The sequence below is a fragment of the Streptomyces graminilatus genome (assembly GCF_001418565.1).
Classification (GTDB): domain Bacteria; phylum Actinomycetota; class Actinomycetes; order Streptomycetales; family Streptomycetaceae; genus Streptomyces; species Streptomyces graminilatus.
Window position 1 is genome coordinate 1 of sequence record NZ_LIQQ01000366.1, and the last position, 21,041, is coordinate 21,041.

The 21,041-nt window shown below is 71.3% G+C and carries 23 protein-coding genes and 1 riboswitch; of the genes, 12 read left to right on the forward strand and 11 right to left on the reverse strand.

The window, feature by feature from the left end; translation table 11 throughout:
- The 3 genes from AOK08_RS47675 to AOK08_RS28810 form a co-directional block, all read left to right on the forward strand.
- Positions 1-396: ATP-binding protein (locus tag AOK08_RS47675; RefSeq protein ID WP_241827123.1), on the forward strand; the 396-nt coding region annotated here is incomplete at its 5' end.
- A gap of 122 nt (positions 397-518) precedes the next feature.
- A complete protein-coding gene (locus AOK08_RS28805; protein WP_055531489.1) occupies positions 519-1,166 on the forward strand; it encodes a response regulator in 648 nt (215 codons plus the stop codon).
- A 95-nt stretch (positions 1,167-1,261) separates the two neighbouring features.
- Positions 1,262-2,290, forward strand: a complete 1,029-nt coding sequence (locus AOK08_RS28810; RefSeq protein ID WP_055531458.1) for a 6-phosphofructokinase — start codon at positions 1,262-1,264, stop codon at positions 2,288-2,290.
- A gap of 150 nt (positions 2,291-2,440) precedes the next feature.
- On the opposite strand, the gene AOK08_RS28815 is transcribed toward AOK08_RS28810, so the two are convergent.
- Together AOK08_RS28815 and AOK08_RS48950 are read right to left on the reverse strand one after the other, a co-directional pair.
- Positions 2,441-4,330: an anthranilate synthase family protein gene (locus AOK08_RS28815; protein WP_055531459.1), complete on the reverse strand. Its 1,890-nt coding sequence runs from the start codon at positions 4,328-4,330 to the stop codon at positions 2,441-2,443.
- 119 nt (positions 4,331-4,449) lie between these two features.
- Positions 4,450-4,524, reverse strand: coding sequence for a trp operon leader peptide (locus AOK08_RS48950; RefSeq protein ID WP_107101073.1), 75 nt, complete (start codon positions 4,522-4,524; stop codon positions 4,450-4,452).
- Positions 4,525-4,683: 159 nt separating this feature from the next.
- Between AOK08_RS48950 and AOK08_RS28820 the strand changes: the two genes are divergently transcribed.
- On the forward strand, positions 4,684-6,036 hold the full coding sequence (locus AOK08_RS28820) for a class II 3-deoxy-7-phosphoheptulonate synthase (protein ID WP_055531460.1): 1,353 nt from the start codon (positions 4,684-4,686) through the stop codon (positions 6,034-6,036).
- A gap of 137 nt (positions 6,037-6,173) precedes the next feature.
- Positions 6,174-6,410 (forward strand): (2Fe-2S)-binding protein, encoded by a 237-nt coding sequence (locus AOK08_RS28825; protein ID WP_055531461.1) that lies wholly within the window; start codon positions 6,174-6,176, stop codon positions 6,408-6,410.
- 20 nt (positions 6,411-6,430) lie between these two features.
- On the opposite strand, the gene bfr is transcribed toward AOK08_RS28825, so the two are convergent.
- Positions 6,431-6,910 (reverse strand): bacterioferritin, encoded by a 480-nt coding sequence (bfr, locus tag AOK08_RS28830; protein ID WP_055531463.1) that lies wholly within the window; start codon positions 6,908-6,910, stop codon positions 6,431-6,433.
- A 185-nt stretch (positions 6,911-7,095) separates the two neighbouring features.
- Here bfr and AOK08_RS28835 point away from each other — a divergent pair, with 185 nt between their 5' ends.
- Positions 7,096-7,743 carry a sulfite oxidase-like oxidoreductase gene (locus AOK08_RS28835; protein ID WP_055531465.1) on the forward strand — a complete coding sequence of 216 codons (648 nt, stop codon included), beginning with the start codon at positions 7,096-7,098 and terminating at the stop codon, positions 7,741-7,743.
- Positions 7,744-7,781: 38 nt separating this feature from the next.
- On the opposite strand, the gene AOK08_RS28840 is transcribed toward AOK08_RS28835, so the two are convergent.
- The 6 genes from AOK08_RS28840 to thiO form a co-directional block, all read right to left on the reverse strand.
- The gene (locus AOK08_RS28840; protein ID WP_055531467.1) at positions 7,782-8,291 is read right to left on the reverse strand and encodes a DUF4396 domain-containing protein; all 510 of its coding nucleotides are present in this window, start codon (positions 8,289-8,291) and stop codon (positions 7,782-7,784) included.
- A 90-nt stretch (positions 8,292-8,381) separates the two neighbouring features.
- On the reverse strand, positions 8,382-9,251 hold the full coding sequence (locus AOK08_RS28845; protein ID WP_055531469.1) for a deoxyribonuclease IV: 870 nt from the start codon (positions 9,249-9,251) through the stop codon (positions 8,382-8,384).
- Between the two features lie 65 nt (positions 9,252-9,316).
- Positions 9,317-11,272, reverse strand: a complete 1,956-nt coding sequence (gene pknB, locus AOK08_RS28850) for a Stk1 family PASTA domain-containing Ser/Thr kinase (protein ID WP_055531471.1) — start codon at positions 11,270-11,272, stop codon at positions 9,317-9,319.
- 174 nt (positions 11,273-11,446) lie between these two features.
- On the reverse strand, positions 11,447-12,241 hold the full coding sequence (locus tag AOK08_RS28855; protein ID WP_055531473.1) for a thiazole synthase: 795 nt from the start codon (positions 12,239-12,241) through the stop codon (positions 11,447-11,449).
- A 3-nt stretch (positions 12,242-12,244) separates the two neighbouring features.
- Entirely contained in the window at positions 12,245-12,445 is a 201-nt protein-coding gene (thiS, locus tag AOK08_RS28860; protein ID WP_055531475.1) for a sulfur carrier protein ThiS, read from the reverse strand.
- Positions 12,442-13,632 (reverse strand): glycine oxidase ThiO, encoded by a 1,191-nt coding sequence (thiO, locus tag AOK08_RS28865; protein WP_055531477.1) that lies wholly within the window; start codon positions 13,630-13,632, stop codon positions 12,442-12,444. The genes thiS and thiO overlap by 4 nt, the downstream gene beginning before the upstream one ends.
- Positions 13,630-13,742, reverse strand: a riboswitch (TPP riboswitch). Its footprint overlaps the gene before it by 3 nt.
- Before the next feature lie 50 nt (positions 13,743-13,792).
- Between thiO and AOK08_RS28870 the strand changes: the two genes are divergently transcribed.
- The 6 genes from AOK08_RS28870 (at position 13,793) to AOK08_RS28895 (ending at position 19,032) form a co-directional block, all read left to right on the forward strand.
- Positions 13,793-14,209 (forward strand): avidin-fold protein, encoded by a 417-nt coding sequence (locus AOK08_RS28870; RefSeq protein ID WP_241827124.1) that lies wholly within the window; start codon positions 13,793-13,795, stop codon positions 14,207-14,209.
- Positions 14,210-14,241: 32 nt separating this feature from the next.
- The gene (locus tag AOK08_RS28875; RefSeq protein WP_422125779.1) at positions 14,242-15,501 is read left to right on the forward strand and encodes an NAD(P)/FAD-dependent oxidoreductase; all 1,260 of its coding nucleotides are present in this window, start codon (positions 14,242-14,244) and stop codon (positions 15,499-15,501) included.
- 98 nt (positions 15,502-15,599) lie between these two features.
- Positions 15,600-15,971, forward strand: coding sequence for an Rv2175c family DNA-binding protein (locus AOK08_RS28880; RefSeq protein WP_055531479.1), 372 nt, complete (start codon positions 15,600-15,602; stop codon positions 15,969-15,971).
- Between the two features lie 102 nt (positions 15,972-16,073).
- Positions 16,074-16,745 (forward strand): thiamine phosphate synthase, encoded by a 672-nt coding sequence (gene thiE, locus AOK08_RS28885; RefSeq protein ID WP_055531481.1) that lies wholly within the window; start codon positions 16,074-16,076, stop codon positions 16,743-16,745.
- A 230-nt stretch (positions 16,746-16,975) separates the two neighbouring features.
- Complete coding sequence (gene metF / locus AOK08_RS28890) at positions 16,976-17,899, forward strand: methylenetetrahydrofolate reductase [NAD(P)H] (RefSeq protein WP_055531483.1); 924 nt, start codon at positions 16,976-16,978, stop codon at positions 17,897-17,899.
- A gap of 56 nt (positions 17,900-17,955) precedes the next feature.
- Positions 17,956-19,032: an SCO2102 family sporulation regulator gene (locus tag AOK08_RS28895; protein WP_055531485.1), complete on the forward strand. Its 1,077-nt coding sequence runs from the start codon at positions 17,956-17,958 to the stop codon at positions 19,030-19,032.
- 67 nt (positions 19,033-19,099) lie between these two features.
- Here AOK08_RS28895 and AOK08_RS28900 read toward each other — a convergent pair whose 3' ends face one another.
- A complete protein-coding gene (locus AOK08_RS28900; RefSeq protein WP_198539422.1) occupies positions 19,100-20,608 on the reverse strand; it encodes a phytoene desaturase family protein in 1,509 nt (502 codons plus the stop codon).
- 82 nt (positions 20,609-20,690) lie between these two features.
- A partial coding sequence (locus tag AOK08_RS28905; protein WP_157876843.1) for a DUF4126 domain-containing protein occupies positions 20,691-21,041 on the reverse strand: 351 nt, incomplete at its 5' end.

The following is a 21,041-nucleotide window of genomic DNA, read 5'->3' on the forward strand; positions in this document are numbered from 1 at the left end:
CGGTCTGGTGTCCTTCGGTCCCGTCAGTTCGACCTCGGTGCCCTGCCCGGGCACGGAGAGCAGTTCGGCGTCGCCGCCGAGGTCGCGGAGCCGGCCACGGCTCGACTGGGCGACACCGAGCCGCCCCCCCCCCTCAGCCTGCGCGAGCCGCCCCGCCGGGATGCCCGGCCCGTCGTCGTGACCGTGCGCGACGACGGGCCGGGCATCCCGGAGGGGCGGCTCGCGCAGGCCGAGGGGGAGGGGCGGCTCGGTGTCGCCCAGTCGATCCGTGGCCGGCTGCGCGACCTCGGCGGCGACGCCGAACTGATCTCCGTGCCCGGGCAGGGCACCGAGGTCGAACTGACGGTACCGAAGGACACCAGACCGGCACGGCGGGGGAAGGCGGAGCGGCGATGAAGCCCACCGGGAACGCGAGCGAGAACGAGAACGAGCGCCGCGACGAGAGCGGGAACGACGGGGGCACGGCTGTGAACGGCGACGACGAAGGACGCGAGGGGCGCCAGGGGCCGCTGCGGGTGATGGTGGTGGACGACCACCCCATGTGGCGCGACGCGGTCGCCCGCGACCTCGCCGAGTCCGGCTTCGACGTGGTCGCCACGGCGGGCGACGGCGAGCAGGCCGTACGCCGGGCCCGCGCCGTCACGCCGGACGTCCTGGTGCTCGACCTGAACCTGCCCGCCAAACCCGGCGTCCAGGTCTGTAAGGAACTGGTCGGGTCCAACCCCGGCCTGCGCGTCCTGGTCCTCTCGGCGAGCGGTGAGCACGCCGACGTACTGGAGGCGGTGAAGTCGGGCGCCACCGGCTACCTGCTGAAGTCGGCCTCGACGGAGGAACTGCTGGACGCGGTGCGCCGTACGGCGGTCGGCGACCCGGTGTTCACCCCTGGCCTGGCCGGACTGGTCCTCGGCGAGTACCGGCGCCTGGCCTCCGAGCCGGCCCCGGCCGCGGGCGCCGACGAACCCAGGGCCCCGCAGCTCACCGACCGGGAGACGGAGGTACTGCGACTGGTGGCCAAGGGCCTCAGCTACAAGCAGATCGCCGAGCGCCTGGTCATCTCCCACCGCACGGTCCAGAACCACGTCCAGAACACCCTGGGCAAGCTGCAACTGCACAACAGGGTGGAACTCGTGCGGTACGCGATACAGCGCGGCCTCGACGACGAGTGATCAGACCGCAGGCGGCTTGTGAAGAACCTCGACGTGGCATGAGACGCGCGTCACACTGATCCTTCGTCAGGAACCCGCGGCGAAGGGACATTTCCATGCGCGTCGGAGTACTGACCGGAGGCGGCGACTGCCCCGGGCTCAACGCCGTCATCCGGGCCGTCGTCCGCAAGGGCGTACAGGAGTACGAGTACGACTTCGTCGGCTTCCGGGACGGCTGGCGAGGTCCGCTGGAGGGCGTCAGCGTGCGCCTGGACATTCCCGCCGTACGCGGCATCCTCCCGCGCGGCGGCACCATCCTCGGCTCCTCGCGGACCAACCCCCTCAAGCAGGAGAACGGCATCTCCCGGATCCGGGAGAACCTCGCCGCGCAGGGGGTCGACGCGCTCATCGCGATCGGCGGCGAGGACACCCTCGGCGTCGCCGCCCGCCTCAACGACGAGCACGGGGTGCCGGTCGTCGCCGTACCGAAGACGATCGACAACGACCTGTCCGCCACCGACTACACCTTCGGCTTCGACACCGCGGTCGGCATCGCCACGGAGGCGATCGACCGGCTGCACACCACCGCCGAGTCGCACATGCGTGTCCTCGTCTGCGAGGTGATGGGCCGCCACGCGGGCTGGATAGCCCTCCACTCCGGTCTCGCGGGCGGCGCCAACGTCATCCTCATCCCCGAACAGCGCTTCGATACCGACCAGGTGTGCGCGTGGGTGACCTCGCGTTTCAGTGCCTCGTACGCCCCGATCGTGGTCGTCGCGGAGGGCGCCATGCCCAAGGACGGCGACCTGGTGCTCAAGGACGAGACCCTCGACTCCTTCGGCCACGTACGCCTGTCCGGCGTCGGTGAATGGCTTGCCAAGGAGATCGAGAAGCGGACCGGCAAGGAGGCGCGGACCACGGTGCTCGGCCATGTCCAGCGCGGTGGCACACCCAGCGCCTTCGACCGCTGGCTCGCCACCCGCTTCGGTCTGCACGCCGTCGAGGCGGTCCGCGACGGCGACTTCGGCAAGATGGTCGCCCTGCGCGGCACGGACATCGTCCGCGTCCCGATCGCGGAGGCCACGGCGAAACTCAAGACGGTCGACCCGAAACTGTACGAGGAGGCGGGTGTGTTCTTCGGCTGACGGTCCGCTGTGGCTGGTCGCGCAGTTCCCCGCGCCCCTGAAAAGCGGGGGCTGCGCCCCGTGCTTTTCAGGCCCGCAGGGCCGGGTCTTTTGCCTTTTAGGGGCGCGGGGAACTGCGCGACCAGCCCCCACCGGACCCGCACCCGAGAACTACCGCGCCCGCAGGGCCTGCACCCCCGCCACCAACTCCCGCACGACACTCGCCCCGTCCAGCGTCAGCACCGACTCCGGATGGAACTGGACCCCCGCGAACCCGGGCCCCCGCAGCGCATGCACCTCCCCGCTCGCGCTCCGGCTCACCTCGACCGACCGCGCCGCCAGCTCCGCCGCGGCCTCGTCGTCGCAGTGCGCCACGAAGCTGTTGTAGAAACCGACGGTCTCCGTCCGCCCGAACAGGTCGATCTCCGCCTGCGCGCCCTGGTACGGCACTTCCTTCCGTACGATCCCCAGCCCCAGCTCCACCGCGATCAGCTCGTGCCCGAGACAGACCCCGAGGACGCCGTGCCGGTGGTCCCGGACGGCCTCGGCGGTCAGCTCGCGCAGGAACCGCATCTTCGGGTCGGCCGGGTCGCCCGGATCACCGGGGCCGGGCCCCAGCACCAGCGGCCCCTCGTGCCGTACGACGGCCTCCCGCAGCCCCGGTTCGTCGTAGCGCCGCACGGTCACGTCGAGCCCCGACGAGCGCAGGACGTGCGCGAGCATCGCCGTGAAGGTGTCCTCGGCGTCCACGACCAGCGCGTGCCCGGTCAGCTCCCCGCTCTTCCCGGGGGCTTCCTGCATCCGCAGCCAGAACGGCGCCAGCGAGGCCCGCCGCCCGTCCAGAGCCGCCCGCACCCGCGGATCGTCCATGAGCCGCGGCCGTACGCCCGTCTCCCGGGGCCTGCCCGGTACGACACCGAGCGCGGCCAGCACCCCGGCCGCCTTGGCGTGGGTCTCGGCGACCTCGCCCGCCGGGTCCGAGCCACGGACCAGCGTGGCGCCCACCGGCACCCGCAGCCGTCCGTCCGGCGCGATGTCGGCGGTCCGGATGAGGATCGGTGAGTCGAGGGTCTGCGCCCCGGCGGAACCGTCCCGCCCGTCCCCCGGATCCCGCCCGACCAGCGCCAGCGCCCCGGCGTAGTAGCCGCGCCCGCCGACCTCGTGCCGCTCGATCACCCGGCACGCGTTCTGCACGGGCGACCCGGTGACGGTCGCCGCGAACATGGTCTCCTTCAGCACCTCCCGCACGTCCAGCGAGGACCGGCCCCGCAACTCGTACTCCGTGTGCGCGAGATGGGCCATCTCCTTCAGCCGGGGCCCCACCACGACCCCGCCCATGTCGCCGACGGTGCACATCATCTTGAGCTCCTCGTCGACGACCATCGACAGCTCCTCGATCTCCTTGCCGTCCGCGAGGAAGGAGAGCAGATGTTCGGGCGTCGGCCCCTCGGCCGGATAGCGGTACGTTCCGCTGATCGGGTTCATGACCACCGTGCCGCCGGACATCCGGACGTGCACCTCCGGACTCGCCCCGACCAGCGTCCGATCCCCGGTGTGCACGACGAACGTCCAGTACGCGCCCCGCTCCCCGACCAGCAGCCGCCGGAACAGCGCGAGCGCGTCGGCGCGTCCGAACCCCGGGATCCTGCCCTCGTACGTCCGCCGGATGACGAAGTTCGCCCCCTCGCCCCGCCCGATCTCCTCCCGGAGCACCCGCCCGACGATCTCCGCGTACTCCTCGTCGCCGACGTCGAAGCCACCGCCCTCGACCCGCACCTCGTGCGCGGGGAGCTGGTCGAGCGCCTCCTCCAGCCGGAACTCGTACGTCTCCTCGGGCGTGAGCACCGCGAGCGGGGTGCCGTCGTCGCGGACGTCGAAGCCGCGCTCGCGGATCTGGCGGAAGGGGACGAGGGCCAGACCCTCGTCGGGGATGTCGGCGAGCCGGTCGTACGTGGTCACCGGGCCGAGCAACAGTTCGACCACATCGTGGTCGCGGCCGGGGGTACGGCGGCGGAGCAGGGCGAACGGACGGTCGTCGTGCGGGAGCCGGTCGAGTCGCATGGGTTCCTCGTTCCTCATCCATAGTCAGTCGGGGGAGAGGAACGGCCCGGCGCGGAAGTCCGCGAAAACACCGAAGGCCGCCCCTCGGGCGGCCTTCGCGAAGACTTGCGTACGCGCAGTCAGTGGGCCGCCGAGTGAGCGGGCCACCACCAGTTCTGGATCTGGGTCGAGTGCGCGAACATGTGACGGACCATACACCAAGGGACGCGGACAGCCCCTGAACCGGCCTGTGAACAGCGCGTGAACCGGCGCGCGGACCGGCCATTCCGCTGACCGGACCCGTACGAGCGACCCGCGTCTCACTTGATGAGCAGACGGCTGAACGCCCAACGTGACCCCGTAAAGTTCAATGCGTGACCGTGAACGCTAAGACCAGCGCCAGCGCTGGCAACACCTGGCGAGACCTGCCCGCGGCGCAGCAGCCCGAGTACCCCGACACCGAGGCTCTGCGCGCAGTCGTTGCGGAACTCGCGTCGTATCCGCCTCTCGTCTTCGCGGGCGAGTGCGACCTGCTGCGTGCCCGGATGGCGGCCGTCGCCAAGGGAGAGGCGTTCCTCCTCCAGGGCGGCGACTGCGCCGAGTCCTTCGACGCCGTCGGCGCCGACGACATCCGCGCCAAGCTGAAGACCCTTCTCCAGATGGGCGCCGTCCTCACCTACGCGGCCTCCGTGCCGGTCGTGAAGGTCGGCCGGATCGCCGGCCAGTACTCGAAGCCGCGCTCCAAGGGCACCGAGACCCGCGACGGAGTGACCCTGCCGACGTACCGGGGCGACTCGGTCAACGGCTTCGACTTCGACGAGGCGTCCCGGATCCCGGACCCCGAGCGCCTGAAGCGGATGTACAACGCGTCGGCCTCCACGCTCAACCTGGTCCGCGCCTTCACCACCGGCGGCTACGCCGACCTGCGCCAGGTGCACGCCTGGAACCAGGACTTCGTGAAGTCGTCCCCGTCCGGCCAGCGGTACGAGCAGCTCGCCCGCGAGATCGACAACGCGCTGAACTTCATGCGCGCCTGCGGCACGGACCCGGCCGAGTTCCAGACGGTCGAGTTCTACTCCTCGCACGAGGCGCTGCTGCTGGACTACGAATCGGCGCTGACCCGCGTCGACTCCCGCACCGGACGGCTGTACGACGTCTCGGCGCACATGGTGTGGATCGGTGAGCGCACCCGGCAGCTCGACGGCGCGCACATCGAGTTCGCCTCCCGGATCCGCAACCCGATCGGCATCAAGCTCGGCCCGACGACGACGGCCGAGGAGGCGCTGACGTACATCGACCGCCTCGACCCCGACCGCGAGCCGGGCCGGCTCACCTTCATCGTCCGCATGGGCGCCGACAAGGTCCGCGACAAGCTGCCCGAGCTGGTCGAGAAGGTCACCGCCTCGGGCGCGACCGTCGCCTGGGTGACCGACCCGATGCACGGCAACACCTTCGAGGCGGCCTCCGGTCACAAGACCCGCCGCTTCGACGATGTCCTCGACGAGGTCAAGGGCTTCTTCGAGGTCCACAAGGCGCTGGGCACGCACCCGGGCGGTATCCATGTGGAGCTGACGGGTGACGACGTCACCGAGTGCGTGGGCGGCGGCGACGAGATCTTCGTCGACGATCTGCACCACCGCTACGAGACGGCCTGCGACCCCCGGCTGAACCGCAGCCAGTCGCTCGACCTGGCGTTCCTGGTCGCGGAGATGTACCGGGACCAGTAGCAGATCATCCTGGTGTGGGGCGCGGATCACATACGATCCGCGCCCCACACCACTTTTGCGACATCCGTCCGCCGGGTAAGGTTAGGTTAGCCTCACCGATCTTCGGGGTGGCTTGACCCGTGAGATTCCGTCGGGAGGTGACCCGCGTGTATGTCTGCAACTGCTTCGGAGTGACCGAGGCCCAGGTGAAGAAGCACGCGGCGGACGGCGCCTGCACCCCTCGCCAGATCGCGTCGGCCTGCAAGGCGGGCACGGACTGCGGTTCGTGCGTACGGCGCATCCAGGCGCTGCTGGGCAGGGGCGCGTACCCGGCCCGTGACCTCGTTGACCAGAGCCGGCCGGTCCTGGCCGAACGGCTGGACGAGGCCGCCTGACCCACCCGGAAGGCCGGCTCTCAGCTTTCCGGCTGCTCGATGAGCTGTGCGATGTAGAGCGCCTCGCCGAGCTTCTCCACCAGTTCGAGCTGGGTGTCCAGGTAGTCGATGTGGTGCTCCTCGTCCGCGAGGATCGACTCGAAGATGTTCGCCGACGTGATGTCGCCCTTGCCGCGCATGACCTCGACGCCGCGCTTGAGCCGGTCGATCGCCTCGACCTCGACCTGCCGGTCCGCCTGGAACATCTCCGTGAGGGTCTGTCCCACCCGTACATGGAAGAGCCGCTGGTAGTTCGGCAGACCGTCGAGGAACAGAATCCGGTCGGTGAGGATCTCCGCGTGCTTCATCTCGTCGATGGACTCGTGCCGCGTGTACTTCGCGAGCTTCGTCCAGCCGAAGTTCTCCTGCATTTTCGCGTGCAGGAAGTACTGGTTGATCGCCGTGAGTTCGGCGGTCAGCTGCTCGTTGAGGAATTCGATGACCTCGGGGTCGCCCTGCATCGCAGAGGCTCCTTCCAAGCGGGGTACTGGGGAGGTTGCCGCCGAATGATCGCACCGCCGCCGAAGATCGTCCAGTAAGTGCGTACTTAGTAAGTTAGGGCATGCTTGGTCCGGGTTATTCATATTTGGTGGAGTGCGGACTGGCCTGGTCATGTGCACTCTCCCTGGTCTGTCAGGATGGAGTCATGGGTCAGTCGGCGGAAAGTGAATCGGGAAAGCGCGATTCAGGAGGTGCGACGCAGCCCGAATTGCCGCCGGGGCAGCGGGTGCAGCGCGGCTGGCCTGTCACCCATTACGGACCGGTGCCCAAATTCCGCCCGGAACGCTGGGAGTTCAGGGTTTTCGGCGCCACCGCCGATGGCGAGAAGTACTGCTGGAACCATGAGGAGTTCACGGCCCTGCCGCACGCCTCCGTACTGGCCGACCTGCACTGCGTCACGAAGTTCAGCATGCTGGGCGCCGAGTGGGGCGGAATTCCGGCGCGCACCATCCTCGCCGCGGCTCCGCCGTCACCCGAGGTCACACACGTCATGGTCTGGGCGGAATACGGCTTCAGCTCGAATCTCCGGCTGGCCGATTTCGCCTCCGACCGCACGATTTTCGCCACCCACAAGGACGGTGAACTCCTCACCGCCGAACACGGCTTCCCGCTCCGCCTTGTGGTGCCCCATCTGTACGCCTGGAAGGGCCCCAAATGGGTGCGCGGGGTCGAGTACATGACCGCCGACCGCCGCGGCTTCTGGGAGGAGCGCGGCTATCACAACGTCGGCGACCCGTGGCGCGAACAGCGCTACTCGTACCAGGAGGAGCCCGGGGACGGCCCCGAGCTCTGAGGCCCGCATCATTCTTTTCGGCTGTGTAGCGTTTGGGATCAGTGGTGGTACCGGTGCACCACCGCGTGGCCCTTGCCCCGCCCGATCGTCCACTTGTTCACCGGCGTGGTGAGGACGAAGGCGACGGCCAGTGAGATCGCCAGCGCGCCCCAGAACAGCGGGTCGTCGAGCTGGGCGTCCATCGCGCCCGGCCACAGCGCGATCACGCCGTTGTCGACCAGCTCCATCACGGCGATCGACAGGGTGTCCGCCGCCAGCGCCACCCGGACGGCCGTACGGAAGTCGACGCCGGCCCGCAGGACGCCGCGCAGGGTGAGCGAGTAGCCGAAGAAGAACGCCAGGACCGTCGCCAGCACGGTGGTGGCCAGGTTCCCCCAGCCCAGTGCCGTACCGATGACCATGCCGAGCACCTCGCCGATGGCGCAGCCGGTGAGGCAGTGCAGGGTGGCCTGGACGGCTACGGCCCAGGTGGTGGCGGGTGTGTGGGCGGGTGTGTGGACGGGCGAGTGGGCCGGTGTGTGCTGGTGTGCGTGTGCCTCGTGCTCCATAGGTACCCCCGGGTGTCACGGTTCGCTGACTGCACTGGTCAGCAATATACCCCCAGGGGGTATTCCCGTACGGGGTGCTCCCGTACCTGCTTATCCGTCCCGGAGTTTCTTCAGCCGCTCCACGTCCGCCGCGTGTCCCTCCTTGCCGCCGGGCGTCTCGATGATCAGGGGTACGCCCTCGGTCGCGGGGTGGGTCATCAGCGCGCGGAACGGGTCCTCGCCGATATGACCGGCGCCGATGTTGGCGTGCCGGTCCTTGTGCGCGCCGACCCCTTCCTTGGAGTCGTTGGCGTGGATCAGCTTCAGCCGCCCCTCGCCGACCGTGTCCACCAGCAGATCGAGGGTCTGGTGCATACCGCTGGGCCCGGTCAGATCATGCCCGGCCGCGAAGATGTGGCAGGTGTCGAGACAGACGCCGAGCTTCGGATGGGCGTCGAGCGCCTCGAAGTACGGCCCGAAGTCCCAGGTGCGCGAGCAGAGCGAGGAGCCCTGCCCGGCGGTCGACTCCAGCAGCAGAAACGGGTCGTCGTCGTGGGTCAGCTCGTCGAGCAGCGGCAGCAGATGTTCCCGTACCTGCTTGAGGGCCACCGACCGGTCCCGCCCGCCCGTCGCGCTCCCGGTGTGCACCACCACGCCCAGGGCGCCGATCTCCCGCCCGCGCCGCAGCGAGTGCCGCAGCGACTCCACCGACCGCTCCACGGTCGCCTCGGTGTGCGAGCCGAAGTTGATCAGGTACGGGGCATGGACGTACGCCGGGATCGAGCCCTCGGCGCAGGCCGCGCGGAACTCCTCGTCCTGCCGGGGGTTGCCCACGGGCGTCGCCCAGCCGCGCGGGTTGGCGACGAAGACCTGCACGGTCTCGGCCAGGAGGTCACGGGCGTAGGACAGGCCGACGGAGTGGAGACCGCCGGCCACGGGAACATGGCCGCCGACGGGGTTGCGGAGCTGCTTGCTGGTCACCCTTCAAGGGTGTCACGCGGCTCCGCGCGTCCCGTCGGCGGATGGAGCGGCTGACGGAGCCGGGGTCAGCGGATCGTGATGGTGATCGTCGACCCCTTGGCGGCCGTCTCGCCGGCGTCCACGGACTGCTTCTTCACCGTGTCGCCGAAGAGCCCGAGAATCCCCCGGTCCTCCTCGACCTTGAACCCGGCCCCCTCCAGAGCGGACTTCGCGTCGTCGACGCTGTCGCCCACCACATCCGGGACCTCGATCATCTCGGGACCCTTGGAGACCGTCAGCGTGACCGTGTCGCCCTGCTCGGCCTCGCTGCCGCCCTCCGGGGACTGGACGGCGACCTGTCCCTGCTCGAAGTCGTCCGAGGTGACGGTCCTGGCGGCGACCTTCACCTTCAGCCCCGCCTCCTCCAGCTCGGCCCGCGCGTCGGCGAGGCTCGACCCGGTGACGTCGGAGACCTCGATCGGGCTGCCCTTGCTGACGACGAGGGCGATCGCGGAACCCGTGCGCCGCTCGGTGCCGGCATCCGGGCTGGTGCTGATCACCGAACCGCGGGCCACGTCCTCGCTGAACTCCCGGGTGACCATCCCCGGCTCCAGGCCGTTCCGCTTCAGCAGCGCCCTGGCCTTGTCGAGGCGGTAGCCCAGGAGCTGGGGCACCGGCACGGTCTCAGGTCCCCTGGAGACGGTCAGCGTCACGATGTCGTTGACCCGGATGCGCTCGCCGACCTCCGGGTCCGTACTGATGACGGCGCCGCGCTTCACCGTGTCGCTGTAGGCCCCCTCGACCCTGAACTCCAGCCCGGCTTTCTTCAGCCGGGCCTTCGCCTCCGTCTGGGTCTGCGACAGCACCCCCGGGACCCGCGCGAACTGCCCGGAGTTGATGTACCAGACGCCCGCACCCACACCAAGGACGAGCAGCACAGCGGCAAGGATGGCGAGCGGCGCACGCCGTCTCCGCTCCCGGGTGTCCCGCCGGGCGGGCGGGGCCGGAGCCGGGGGAGCGCCGACGGTTCCCAGCCGACTGGTCCGGTTCAACGGGGGCTCGCCGCCCGGGGATTCGTCCCCGGCGATGGGCATGACCCCTGTCACGGGCAGCGCGCGCGGGATGACACTCGTCAGGTTCTCGGCGTTGCCGTGCTCCGAGGCGATGGCCTGCGGCGGTACGGCGTCCAACTGCCCGTCGTCGAGCGAGCCGCGCGTCTCCAGGACCTGAGAGAGCAGCGCCACCGCGTCGTGCGGGCGGATGCCGGCGTTGCGCGCGGTTGCCGAGGCAACCAGCGCGTCCAGCTCGAAGGCGAGGCCGGGTACGAGGGACGAGGGCGGCGGCACGTCCTCGTGCAGGTGCTTGTAGAGCACCAGCGAGGGGGAGCCGCCGTGGTGTGGCTGGCTGCCGGTCAGCATCTCGTAGAGGACGATTCCGCAGGCGTACACGTCGACGCGGGGATCGGCTGTGCCGTTCTCGATCTGCTCGGGCGCCAGGTAGGAAACAGTGCCGAGGACGGCCCCGGTCGTGTTGGTGACCGTGTCCACGCCCCGTACGAGTCCGAAGTCGGCGACCTTGACCCGCCCGTCGTCCCCTATCAGCACGTTCTCGGGCTTCATGTCGCGGTGCACGAACCCGGCCCGGTGCGCGGCGCCGAGCGCGGCGAGCACCGGCTCCAGGATGTCGAGGGCGGCCCTCGGCTGGAGCGCGCCGCGCTCGCGCAGCACGTCACGCAGGGTGCAGCCGGCGACGTACTCCATGGCGAGATAGACGTACGACCCGTCGGTGCCCTGGTCGAAGACCTGCACCACGTTGGGGTGGGCGAGCCGGGCCACGGACTTCGCCTCCCGGATGAACCGTTCGACGAAGGAGACGTCGGCCGCGAGCGTCGGATGCATCACCTTGAGGGCGAGCACACGGTCGAGGCGGGTGTCCACGGCCCGGTAGACCGTGGCCATCCCGCCGACCGCGATCCGTGCGTCCACGCGATAGCGGCCGTCGAGCACCTGCCCGACGAGAGGGTCCTGAAGGGTCGTATCCACGCAGGCGAGTCTACGAGCCACCGCTGACAGGCCCGCTGCTCCGGCCGCGAAAGCAGCACGACTGAAGCCGACCTGTGACGCGTACGGCGGGGGTAGCCGCCAATGGCGCTGTCCCCTCCCACAGGAGAGCAGCACTTGCAAATGGGCCGGAACAGGCGGTCCGCGGGTGGGAGATCAAAAAGCGGGTCGCTCGGGATCGAGCCGCGCAACCCCCTCAACCGGAGACGACGCCTCGGCGAAGTGCCGCCGGGGAATCCGCCCGGCCCTGTGGGCCAGCCGCCCCGCCTCCACCCCGCTCCGCATGGCGGCCGCCATCAGCACGGGCTCCTGGGCCCGGGTGACCGCCGACGCCAGCATCACCCCCGCACACCCCAGCTCCATCGCCAGCGCCACATCGGACGCGGTCCCGGCCCCCGCGTCCAGGATCACCGGCACGCGCGCGTGCTCCACGATCAACTGGAAGTTGTGCGGGTTGCGAATCCCGAGCCCCGACCCGATCGGCGACCCGAGCGGCATGACCGCCGCGCACCCCACGTCCTCCAGTTTCCGCGCGAGCACGGGGTCGTCGTTCGTGTACGGCAGCACCGTGAACCCGTCCTCGACCAGCACCTCCGCCGCGTCCAGCAGCTCGATCGGATCCGGCAGCAGCGTCCGCTCGTCGGCGATGACCTCCAGCTTCACCAGGTCCGTACCGAGCGCCTCCCGGGCCAGCCGGGCCGTCAGCACGGCCTCCCCGGCGGTGAAGCACCCCGCGGTGTTGGGCAGCACCCGGATGCCCAGCCGCTCCAGCACCGACAGCACCGACCCCCGCACCGAGGGATCGACGCGCCGCATGGCGACCGTCGTCAGCTCGGTCCCGGAGGCCACCAGGGCCCGCTCCAGCACATCGAGGCTGGGCGCACCCCCCGTACCCATGATCAGCCGGGACGTGAAGGACGTACCGCCGAGGACGAAGGGATCGTCGGCCATGGCTCAGCCTCCCTGGACGGCGGTGAGGACCTCGACGCGGTCGCCCTCGGAGAGGGAGGTCGACGACCACCGCGCGCGCGGGACGACGGTTTCGTTGAGCGCGGCGGCCACACCGGTGGGCGCTTGGGTGAGGGAGCTGACCAGGGCGTCGAGCGCGGTTCCCGGGGAGACCTCGCGCCGCAGGCCGTTCACCAGAATGTTCATACGAGCTGCTCCATCTGCTTCGTCTGCTCTGTCTGCTCCCTGCGGGCGGTCCCGAACCGGCGGGGTGTGAAGGCCAGTGCCTCGTCGGGCAGTTCCCCGGTGACCAGCGCGTGGGCCAGCACGTCACCGGTGACCGGCGTCAGCAGTACGCCGTTGCGGTAGTGGCCGGTGGCCAGCAGCAGCCCCTCCAGTGCGGTCGGGCCGAGCAGCGGCGCGTTGTCGGGGGAGGCGGGGCGCAGGCCGGCCCGGGTCTCCGTCAACGGCAACTCGGTGATCCCGGGGACGAGTTCGTGGGCGTCCCGCAGCAACTCGTACACACCGCCCGCCGTGACGGTCGTGTCCCAGCCCAGCTCCTCGCTGGTCGCGCCGATGACCAGCTCGCCGTTCTCGCGCGGCACCAGATAGACCTGGCCGCCGCGCACCACGGCCCGCACGGTACGGCTCAGGAACGGCGCGTACCGCTGCGGCACGGTCAGCCGCAGCACCTGCCCCTTCACGGGCCGCACGGGCGGCAGCACGGCCTCCGGGACGCCCGCGAGCCGCCCGATGAGGCTGCCCCCGGCCAGTACGACCGACCCGGCGGCCAGTTCGTCGCCGGCCGAGTCCGTCACCGACACGGCCCGGCCCCGTCGTACGTCGAGCCGCTCGGCCCAGGTCCGGCGCAGCGTCACCCCAGTCCGCTCGCACGCGTCCACGAGCGCCCCGGCCAGCCGTCGCGGGTCGATCTGGTGGTCGCCGTCCACCCGCAGTCCCCCGCGCACACCCGGCGCGAGCATCGGCTCCAGGCGCCGGCACTCCCGCCCCGAGAGCCACTCCGAGTCCAGCCCGGACCGCTGCTGGAGGGCGTGCAGTTCGCGCAGCTCCGCGCGGTCGTCGGAGTCGAGCGCGACGGCGAGCGTGCCGCAGCGGCGGTAGCCGAGGTCGCGGCCGGTCAGCTCGGTCAGCTCGGCCACGAAGTCCGGGTAGCGGCGGGCCGACTCCAGATTCAGCCCCAGCAGGGTCTGCTCGCCGTGGTGCAGCTCGGTGACGGCGGCCAGCATCCCGGCGGCCACCTGCGCGGCCCCGCCGCCCGGCACGGGATCCACGACGGTCGCGGTGAGCCCGCGCAGCGCGGCCCGCCAGGCCGTCACCAGCCCGATGATCCCGCCGCCGACGACCACGACGTCCGAGGTGTGTGTACGCGACATGGGTGTCCAGCCCCTCCCTTCGCCGGCATGACCCGGATCAGGTTCGTACGGTCGGAGGCCGTCCAGCCTCCCTCTCAGCCCGGTGCGTCCGGGCTCCCGCGAGTGCTTACGCTGGCCACCCTAGCCCGCAGGGCGACACACACGTAAGGGAGCCTCCGACATGCCCCGATCGCTCGACGGCCTCGTACTCGCCCCGGTCGCGGACCAGGCCCCGGGCCAGGTGGGTACGCGCACCCGGTTCACCTACCACGAGCGGAACGGCGAGATCTGGGCCGAGTACACGGGCGGCGATGTCGTGCGCGGCCATCTCGTGGGTACCCGGGAGGGCGACCGCCTCGACTTCCGGTATGTGCAGCTGAAGCGGGACGGGACGACGTCCTCGGGTCACTGTGTGTCCGAGGTGACCGAACTGCCGGACGGGCGGCTGCGGTTGGCGGAGACCTGGGAGTGGGAGTCGCAGCCGGGCAGCGGGACGAGTGTGGTCGAACAGATCGAGAGCACCGAGAACACCGAGAACACCGAGAACACCGTGGGCGTGGGCGTGGGTGTGCAGCAGGTCACTGACCGCGCCCACTGACTGACAAATTGTCAGTTGTCTATGGTGATCAGGTGAGCGAGCAGAGGCAGGCACAGGCACAGGGCACGCCGGCACTGGGCACACCCGGCGGGCCGCAGCCGCGAAACGTGGTCGTCGTGGGAGCGGGCATGGCCGGGGTGCAGACCGCGGTCGCCCTGCGGGAACAGGGATTCACCGGCACCGTCACCCTGCTCGGCGCCGAACCCCATCAGCCGTACGACCGGCCACCGCTGTCCAAGGCCGTCCTGCTCGGCAAGGCGGAGGGCTCCGCCTTCGACCTCGACTTCGAGGCCCTCGGCATCGAACTGCGGCTCGGGTGCGAGGTGCTGGGCGTCCGCACCGGCGCACACGAGCTGGACACCGCCGGGGGACCGGTGCCCTACGACGTCCTGGTCCTCGCGACCGGCGCCGAACCGATCCGGCTGCCGGGCACCGAAGGCGTCCCCGGAGTGCATCTGCTGCGCACCCTCGACGATGCCGAACGGCTGCGGCCCGTACTCGCGCGCCAGCACGACATCGTGGTCGTCGGGGCCGGCTGGATCGGCGCCGAGTTCACCACCGCCGCCCGCGAGGCAGGCTGCGCCGTCACCGTGGTCGAGGCCGCCGACCGGCCGCTCGCGGGCGCCCTGCCCGCCGAGGTGGCCGCGCCGATGACCGCCTGGTACGCCGACAGCGGCGCCTCGCTGCGCACCCACGCGCGCGTGGCCCACGTCGAGCCCGGCGCGGTGGTGCTCGACGACGGCTCACGGCTGCCCGCGGATGCCGTCGTCGTCGGCATCGGGGCCCGCCCTGCCACGGCCTGGCTCGCGGGCTCCGGGATCGCCCTGGGCGACCACCGCGAGGTCGTCGCCGACGACCACCTGCGCACCTCCGCGCCGGATGTCTACGCGGTCGGCGACTGCGCCTCCTTCCCTTCGGGAAGGTACGGCCGGCGTCTGCTGGTCCACCACTGGGACAACGCCCTCCAGGGACCCCGCACGGTCGCCGCGAACATCATCGGGGAGTCCCCGTCGGTCTACGACCCGGTCCCGTACTTCTGGTCGGAGCAGTTCGGCCGCTTCGTCCAGTACGTCGGCCACCACCAGTCCGCCGACACCACCCTGTGGCGCGGCGACCCGTCCGGGCCCGCCTGGACGGTCTGCTGGCTGCGGGAGGGCCGCCTGGTCGCCCTGCTGGCCGTGGGCAGGCCCCGGGACCTGGCCCAGGGGCGGCGCATGATCGAGGCGGGCACCCTGATGGACGCCGACGCGCTGACGGACCCGTCCCGCCCGCTGAAGGCGGCCGGGGCATAGGCCCCGGCGCCGCTCGACACGGCGTCGGCACCCTCGGATCGGCGCAGGTCACGGGGGCCCGGCTTCCGACTGTCAGTGCGGGATGGCAGGCTTGTCCCGTGACCGAGATTGACGCAAAGATCGATGCTCTCGTCCCTGCCTGGCTCACCCTCCCGGACATCGCGGAGATCCTCGACATCGAGGTGACGCGCGTCCGGCAGTTGGTTAAGGAGGGCCAAGTGATCGCCGTACGCCGTGGCGAGAACCGTGCGCTGCACGTTCCCGCCGCGTTCATCGACGGGGTCGAGCAGAAGGTCGTCAAGGGCCTCACCGGCACCTTGACGCTCCTGAGGGACGACGGCTTCTCCGACGAGGAGATGCTGGAGTGGCTCTTCACCCCCGACCCCAGCCTGCCCGGCACCCCCGCGCAGGCCCTCAGCGAGAATCGCGGCACGGAGGTGAAGCGTCGCGCCCAGGCGCTCGCCGTCTGATCCGACCAGCCGTTCCATGTGCGGGCCCCGGTCCGCACACCGCCACACAGGGGCGCGCCCGGGGGAGAACACCCCGGGGCGCGCCCATGGGGGGACACCCGTATGCCCGAGACGACCTACGACGCCGATGTCAGCAGCCCGCGCGCGCGGCTCGCCGACGCCCGGGTCTATCTCTGCACGGACGCCCGCAGACGACAGGGTGACCTCGCCGAGTTCCTGGACGCCGTCCTGGCCGGCGGGGTCGACATCGTGCAGCTTCGCGACAAGGGCATGGAGGCGGCCGAGGAACTGGACCACCTCCAGGTCTTCGCCGACGCCTGCGCCCGGCACGGCAGGCTCCTCGCGGTCAACGACCGCGCGGACGTCGCCCACGCGGCCGGTGCCGACGTACTGCACCTCGGCCAGGGCGACCTGCCCGTCCCGGCGGCCCGCGCGATCCTCGGCCCGGACGTCCTAGTCGGCCGTTCCACGCACTCCGAGTCGGAGGCCGCCGCGGCCGCCGTCCAGGAGGGCGTCGACTACTTCTGCACGGGCCCCTGCTGGCCGACCCCGACCAAGCCGGGCCGCCACGCGCCCGGCCTCGACCTGGTCCGCTACACGGCCGGGCTCGCCACCGCGCGCCCCTGGTTCGCCATCGGCGGCATCGACCTGGGCAACCTGGACGAGGTGCTGGCGGCGGGCGCCCGCCGGGTCGTCGTCGTACGGGCGATAACCGAGGCCGACGACCCGGGCGCGGCGGCGGCGGAGTTCGCCAAACGGCTGCGGGCCCTCTGAGCGGGCGGGAGATTCCCGCTCGTCTGCCCGTCCCGGTCCGGGCGCCCGAGTCGGTGGGTGTCCGGGGCCAGGCGTCCGGGGCGGGGCGTCCAGGGCCAGGCTTCCCAGTCCGGGGGCCGAGTCGGCGGGTCCGGATCCAGGTGTCCGAGGCGTGGACAAGAAGTCGACAATTCGGGCAAATTTCCGCCATCCGGTTGGGGGGACCGTCGCCCCCTGGCTAACCTGCCGGTATGGCCCTCGGAACCGCGTCAACCAGGACTGACCGCGCACGCACCGTGCGTGACATGCTCGCGACCGGCAAGACCATGTACTCCTTCGAGTTCTCGGCACCGAAGACCCCCAAGGGTGAGCGGAGCCTGTGGAACGCGCTGCGGAGGATCGAGGCGGTCGCGCCGGACTTCGTGTCCGTGACCTACGGCGCGGGCGGCTCGACGCGCGCGGGGACGGTCAAGGAGACCCAGCAGATCGTCTCCGACACGACGCTCACCCCGGTCGCCCACCTCACCGCGGTCAACCACTCCGTCGCCGAACTGCGCAACATCATCGGCCAGTACGCCGACGCGGGCATCCGCAACATCCTGGCCGTGCGCGGAGACCCGCCCGGCGACCCGATGGCCGAGTGGGTGCCGCACCCGAGCGGTCTGACGTACGCGGCCGAACTCGTGCGCCTCATCAAGGAGTCGGGCGACTTCTGCGTGGGCGTCGCCGCCTTCCCGGAGACGCACCCGCGCTCCCCCGACCGGGAGACGGACGTCACGCACTTCGTCGACAAGTGCCGGGCGGGCGCGGACTACGCCATCACCCAGATGTTCTTCCACCCGGAGTCATATCTTCGCCTGCGGGACGCCGTCGCCGCGGCGGGCTGCCCGACCCCGGTCATCCCCGAGGTCATGCCCGTGACCAGCGTGCGGATGCTGGAGCGATTGCCGCAGCTCAGCAACGCGGCGATCCCCTCCACCCTGAAAGAGCGGATCCTCACAGCCAAAGACGACGCGGCGGCTGTACGCTCCATTGGCATCGAGTTCGCCACGGAGTTCTGCGCGCGACTGCTGGCCGAGGGAATCCCCGGGCTGCACTTCATTACGCTGAACAACTCCACGGCATCGCTGGAAATCTACGAGAACCTGGGTCTGCACCACCCACAGCGGGCCTAGACCGGCCGCACCGGCGTACGACACACTGCGTAGCGGCCACTGGGAGAGGGGCGTACATGGGCTGGACGGTCCTCTACATCGCGTTTGGCGTAGTCGCGTTGTGGCTGCTCGGCGAGGTTCTGCTGCAGTACAAGGCGCGGCTGCGCTGGCGGCTGCTGGCCTTCGTCGGCTTCCTCGGCGTGGTTCTCGGCGTGCTCATCCCCTCGGTGGTGGTCATCGGCCTGGGCGCCGCGGCCTTCGCGGTCGGGCAGACCTACGTCACCCTGTCGTTCCGCAGCGGCTTCTCGGCCGGCTGGGCCGTCGCCGGCTCCGGCTTCCTCGCGAGGTTCAGCAGGAAGGGCCGCCGCGGCGACGGGGAGCACCAGGACCCGACGCTGGAGGTCTCCGACCTGGAGGCCCCCGAGGGCGCGTTCGGTGCGGGCAAGGGCGCCGACACGGGCTTCGGCGTCGGCTCCGCCGGCGGCAAGGGGAAGGACGCCTTCGACACCGGTGCCGGAACGTACCGTCAGGGCGAGGACCTCGACGGCGACTTCGACCGGGACGACGTCTTCACCCCCGCCCGGTCCGCCCGTTCCGCGGGCGCCGAGAGCGGCGCGGTGTACGAACCCCAGCCCATCCCCGACGAGACCGGCACGTACGGCATATACAACAACGCCGCCTACGCGACGGCGGCCGGCCAGGACCAGCCGTACGCGGCGGCGGCCCAGACCGGCGACCAGACCTACGGGTACGACGGCTACACCGGCTACGACCAGCAGCAGTACGGCTACGACACCTCGGGCGGCCAGCAGCAGTACGCCGCCTACTCCGACCCGTACATCGGCCAGGGCTACGGCGGCGCCTCCTACGACACCGGCTACGACCAGCAGCAGTACGGCTACGACACCTCGGGCGGCCAGCAGCAGTACGGCACCGGCGGCTACGGCGAGACCCCGGCGAACGGTGTCTGGGTCCCGCAGCAGCGCAACACCGACGACCCGTTCTTCGGCGGCGAACTCCCGCAGGAGCAGCCGTATCCGTACCAGGACAACGGCCAGAGCAACGGCCAGGGAATCAACTACGTCCAGGACAACGGCAACGGCGGCGGCCAGCCGCAGGGGCACGGGTACGACGAGCAGCAGTACCGCTTCTAGGGGCGGCCAACAGCCCCTGGAAGCCCTTCCCGGGGACCACCCGCCCCACGTCGGGGCCTCCCGGGGTTCACTGCGAGCCCCGGAAGTCCGGCCCCTCCACGATCAGCCCCGCCACCAGCGCGCCCGACATGCCCGCGTGCGCGAGGCCGCCCCCCGGGTGTGACCAGCCGCCCACGCGGTACAGCCCCGGCAGCCGGGTGCTGTTGGCGGGATGCAGGAAGTCCCCGTTGCCGCCCGCGAGCGAGGGTGCCGACACGCCACCGTAGTAGGCGCCGGTCTCCTCCCCGTTCCGGCCGGGCGTCCGTATCTCCCGCCACAGGATCCGCTCACGCAGCCCGGGGACGGCGGCCTCGGCCGCGCCGACCAGCAGATTCGCGAAGCCCTCCGGCGAATCCTCCACGTCCCGGTTGCCCCGGCGCCCCGCCACCGCCGTCAGGACCACGGACTCGTGCTCCCCGTCGGGCCGCAGCGCGGGATCGTCCGGCCGCAGCACGGTCACCGTGGGCCGCACCGGGCCGTCTCCTTCCCCGCTCAGCCAGTCCAACTCGGCCTCGCGGTCCGGCGCGTGCACGACCGTGCGATGCGCGGCAGCCGCCTCCCGGGCCCCGCGCAGGGCCAGCAGCACGGTGAACCGGCCCGGCGACGGCGCCGACGCGTCGGGGAACACGTCACCTTCCTCGTCGAGCGCGTGCCCCGTCAGCCCCTTCAGCCTTACGGGATCCACGCCCGCGACGACCTGGTCGGCCTCCGCGACGGTCCCGTCGGCCAGCTCCAGCCCCGCCGCCCGGCCGTCCTTCTCGACGACCCGCGTGACCTCGGCGCCGAAGACGAACTCGACCCGCCGCTCCAGGCACCGTTCGTACACCGCGCGCGCCAGCTCCCGGATGCCGCCCCGGACATACCAGGTGCCGAAGGCGTGCTCCATGTACGGCAGCACGGCCGCGCTCGCCGGAACCTCCCGCGGGTCGAGGCCGAACGCCAGGGCGTGGCTGTCCAGGAGGGCGGTCAGGCGCGGGTCGCGCAGTTCCCAGGCGGCGATCTCGGCGAGGGTGCCGGCCCGGCGGGTGCGCAGCAGCCGCTTGTGGGGGACCGCCGGGTAGGGCTCCCGCTCGGCCAGCACCCGCCAGTCGGTCCACAGCGGCTCCTCCAGGAGCGGTCTGCGGGTGCGGTCCCAGGCTTCGCGGGCCCGGATGAGGAAGTCGCCCCAGCGGTCGCCCGCCCCGGCCCCCAGAGCCGCGTTCAGCGACTGGACGACGCCCGCGCGGGACGCGTTCGGCAGGACGGCCTCCGTGCCGTCCGGGAAGACGTGCCGCGAGGACGGGTCGACCTGGACCAGCTCGACGCACTCCTCCAGGGGCCGCTTGCCGGTCTTGACGAACAGGTCGCGGTAGACCGCGGGCAGGGTGAGCAGCCCCGGGCCCGTGTCGAAGGAGAAGCCGTCGCGCTCGAAACGGCGCACCGCTCCGCCGTACGTCTCCCCACGCTCGTACACCGCCACCCGGTGGCCCGCGACGGCCAGCCTGGCAGCGGCTCCCATCGCGCCCATGCCGGCGCCGATCACCGCAATCCGTGCCATGCCAGGGACTTTATCGGCCCTCACCGACAATCCGGCCCCGAGCCTGTGACCAGCGGGTTCGCGGAGGTGGGGGCGGGCCTTCTCAGCCCGATGGCCACCCGGCGCGGGCCGGGAGCCGTTTCTCCTCGCGCCGCTGGGCCCGGCGCCGCAGGAACCGTCTGATCCGGGAGACCAGGAAGAACAGGATGACCAGGCCGGCGAGGAGCAGGGTCCCCGCGATGACGGCCGCCGCCCCCGGGTGGAACATCGCGAACGCGACGATGCCGCCGACCCCGAGATCCTCGGCGAGGCTGAGGACGATGTTGGTGAACGGCTCCGGCGAGGTGTTGACCGCCATCCGCGTCCCGGCCTTGACCGCGTGGCTGGCCAGCGCCGTCGAACCGCCGATGGCGCCCGCCGCCAGATCGGGCAGCGAACCGCTCTGGCCGGCCAG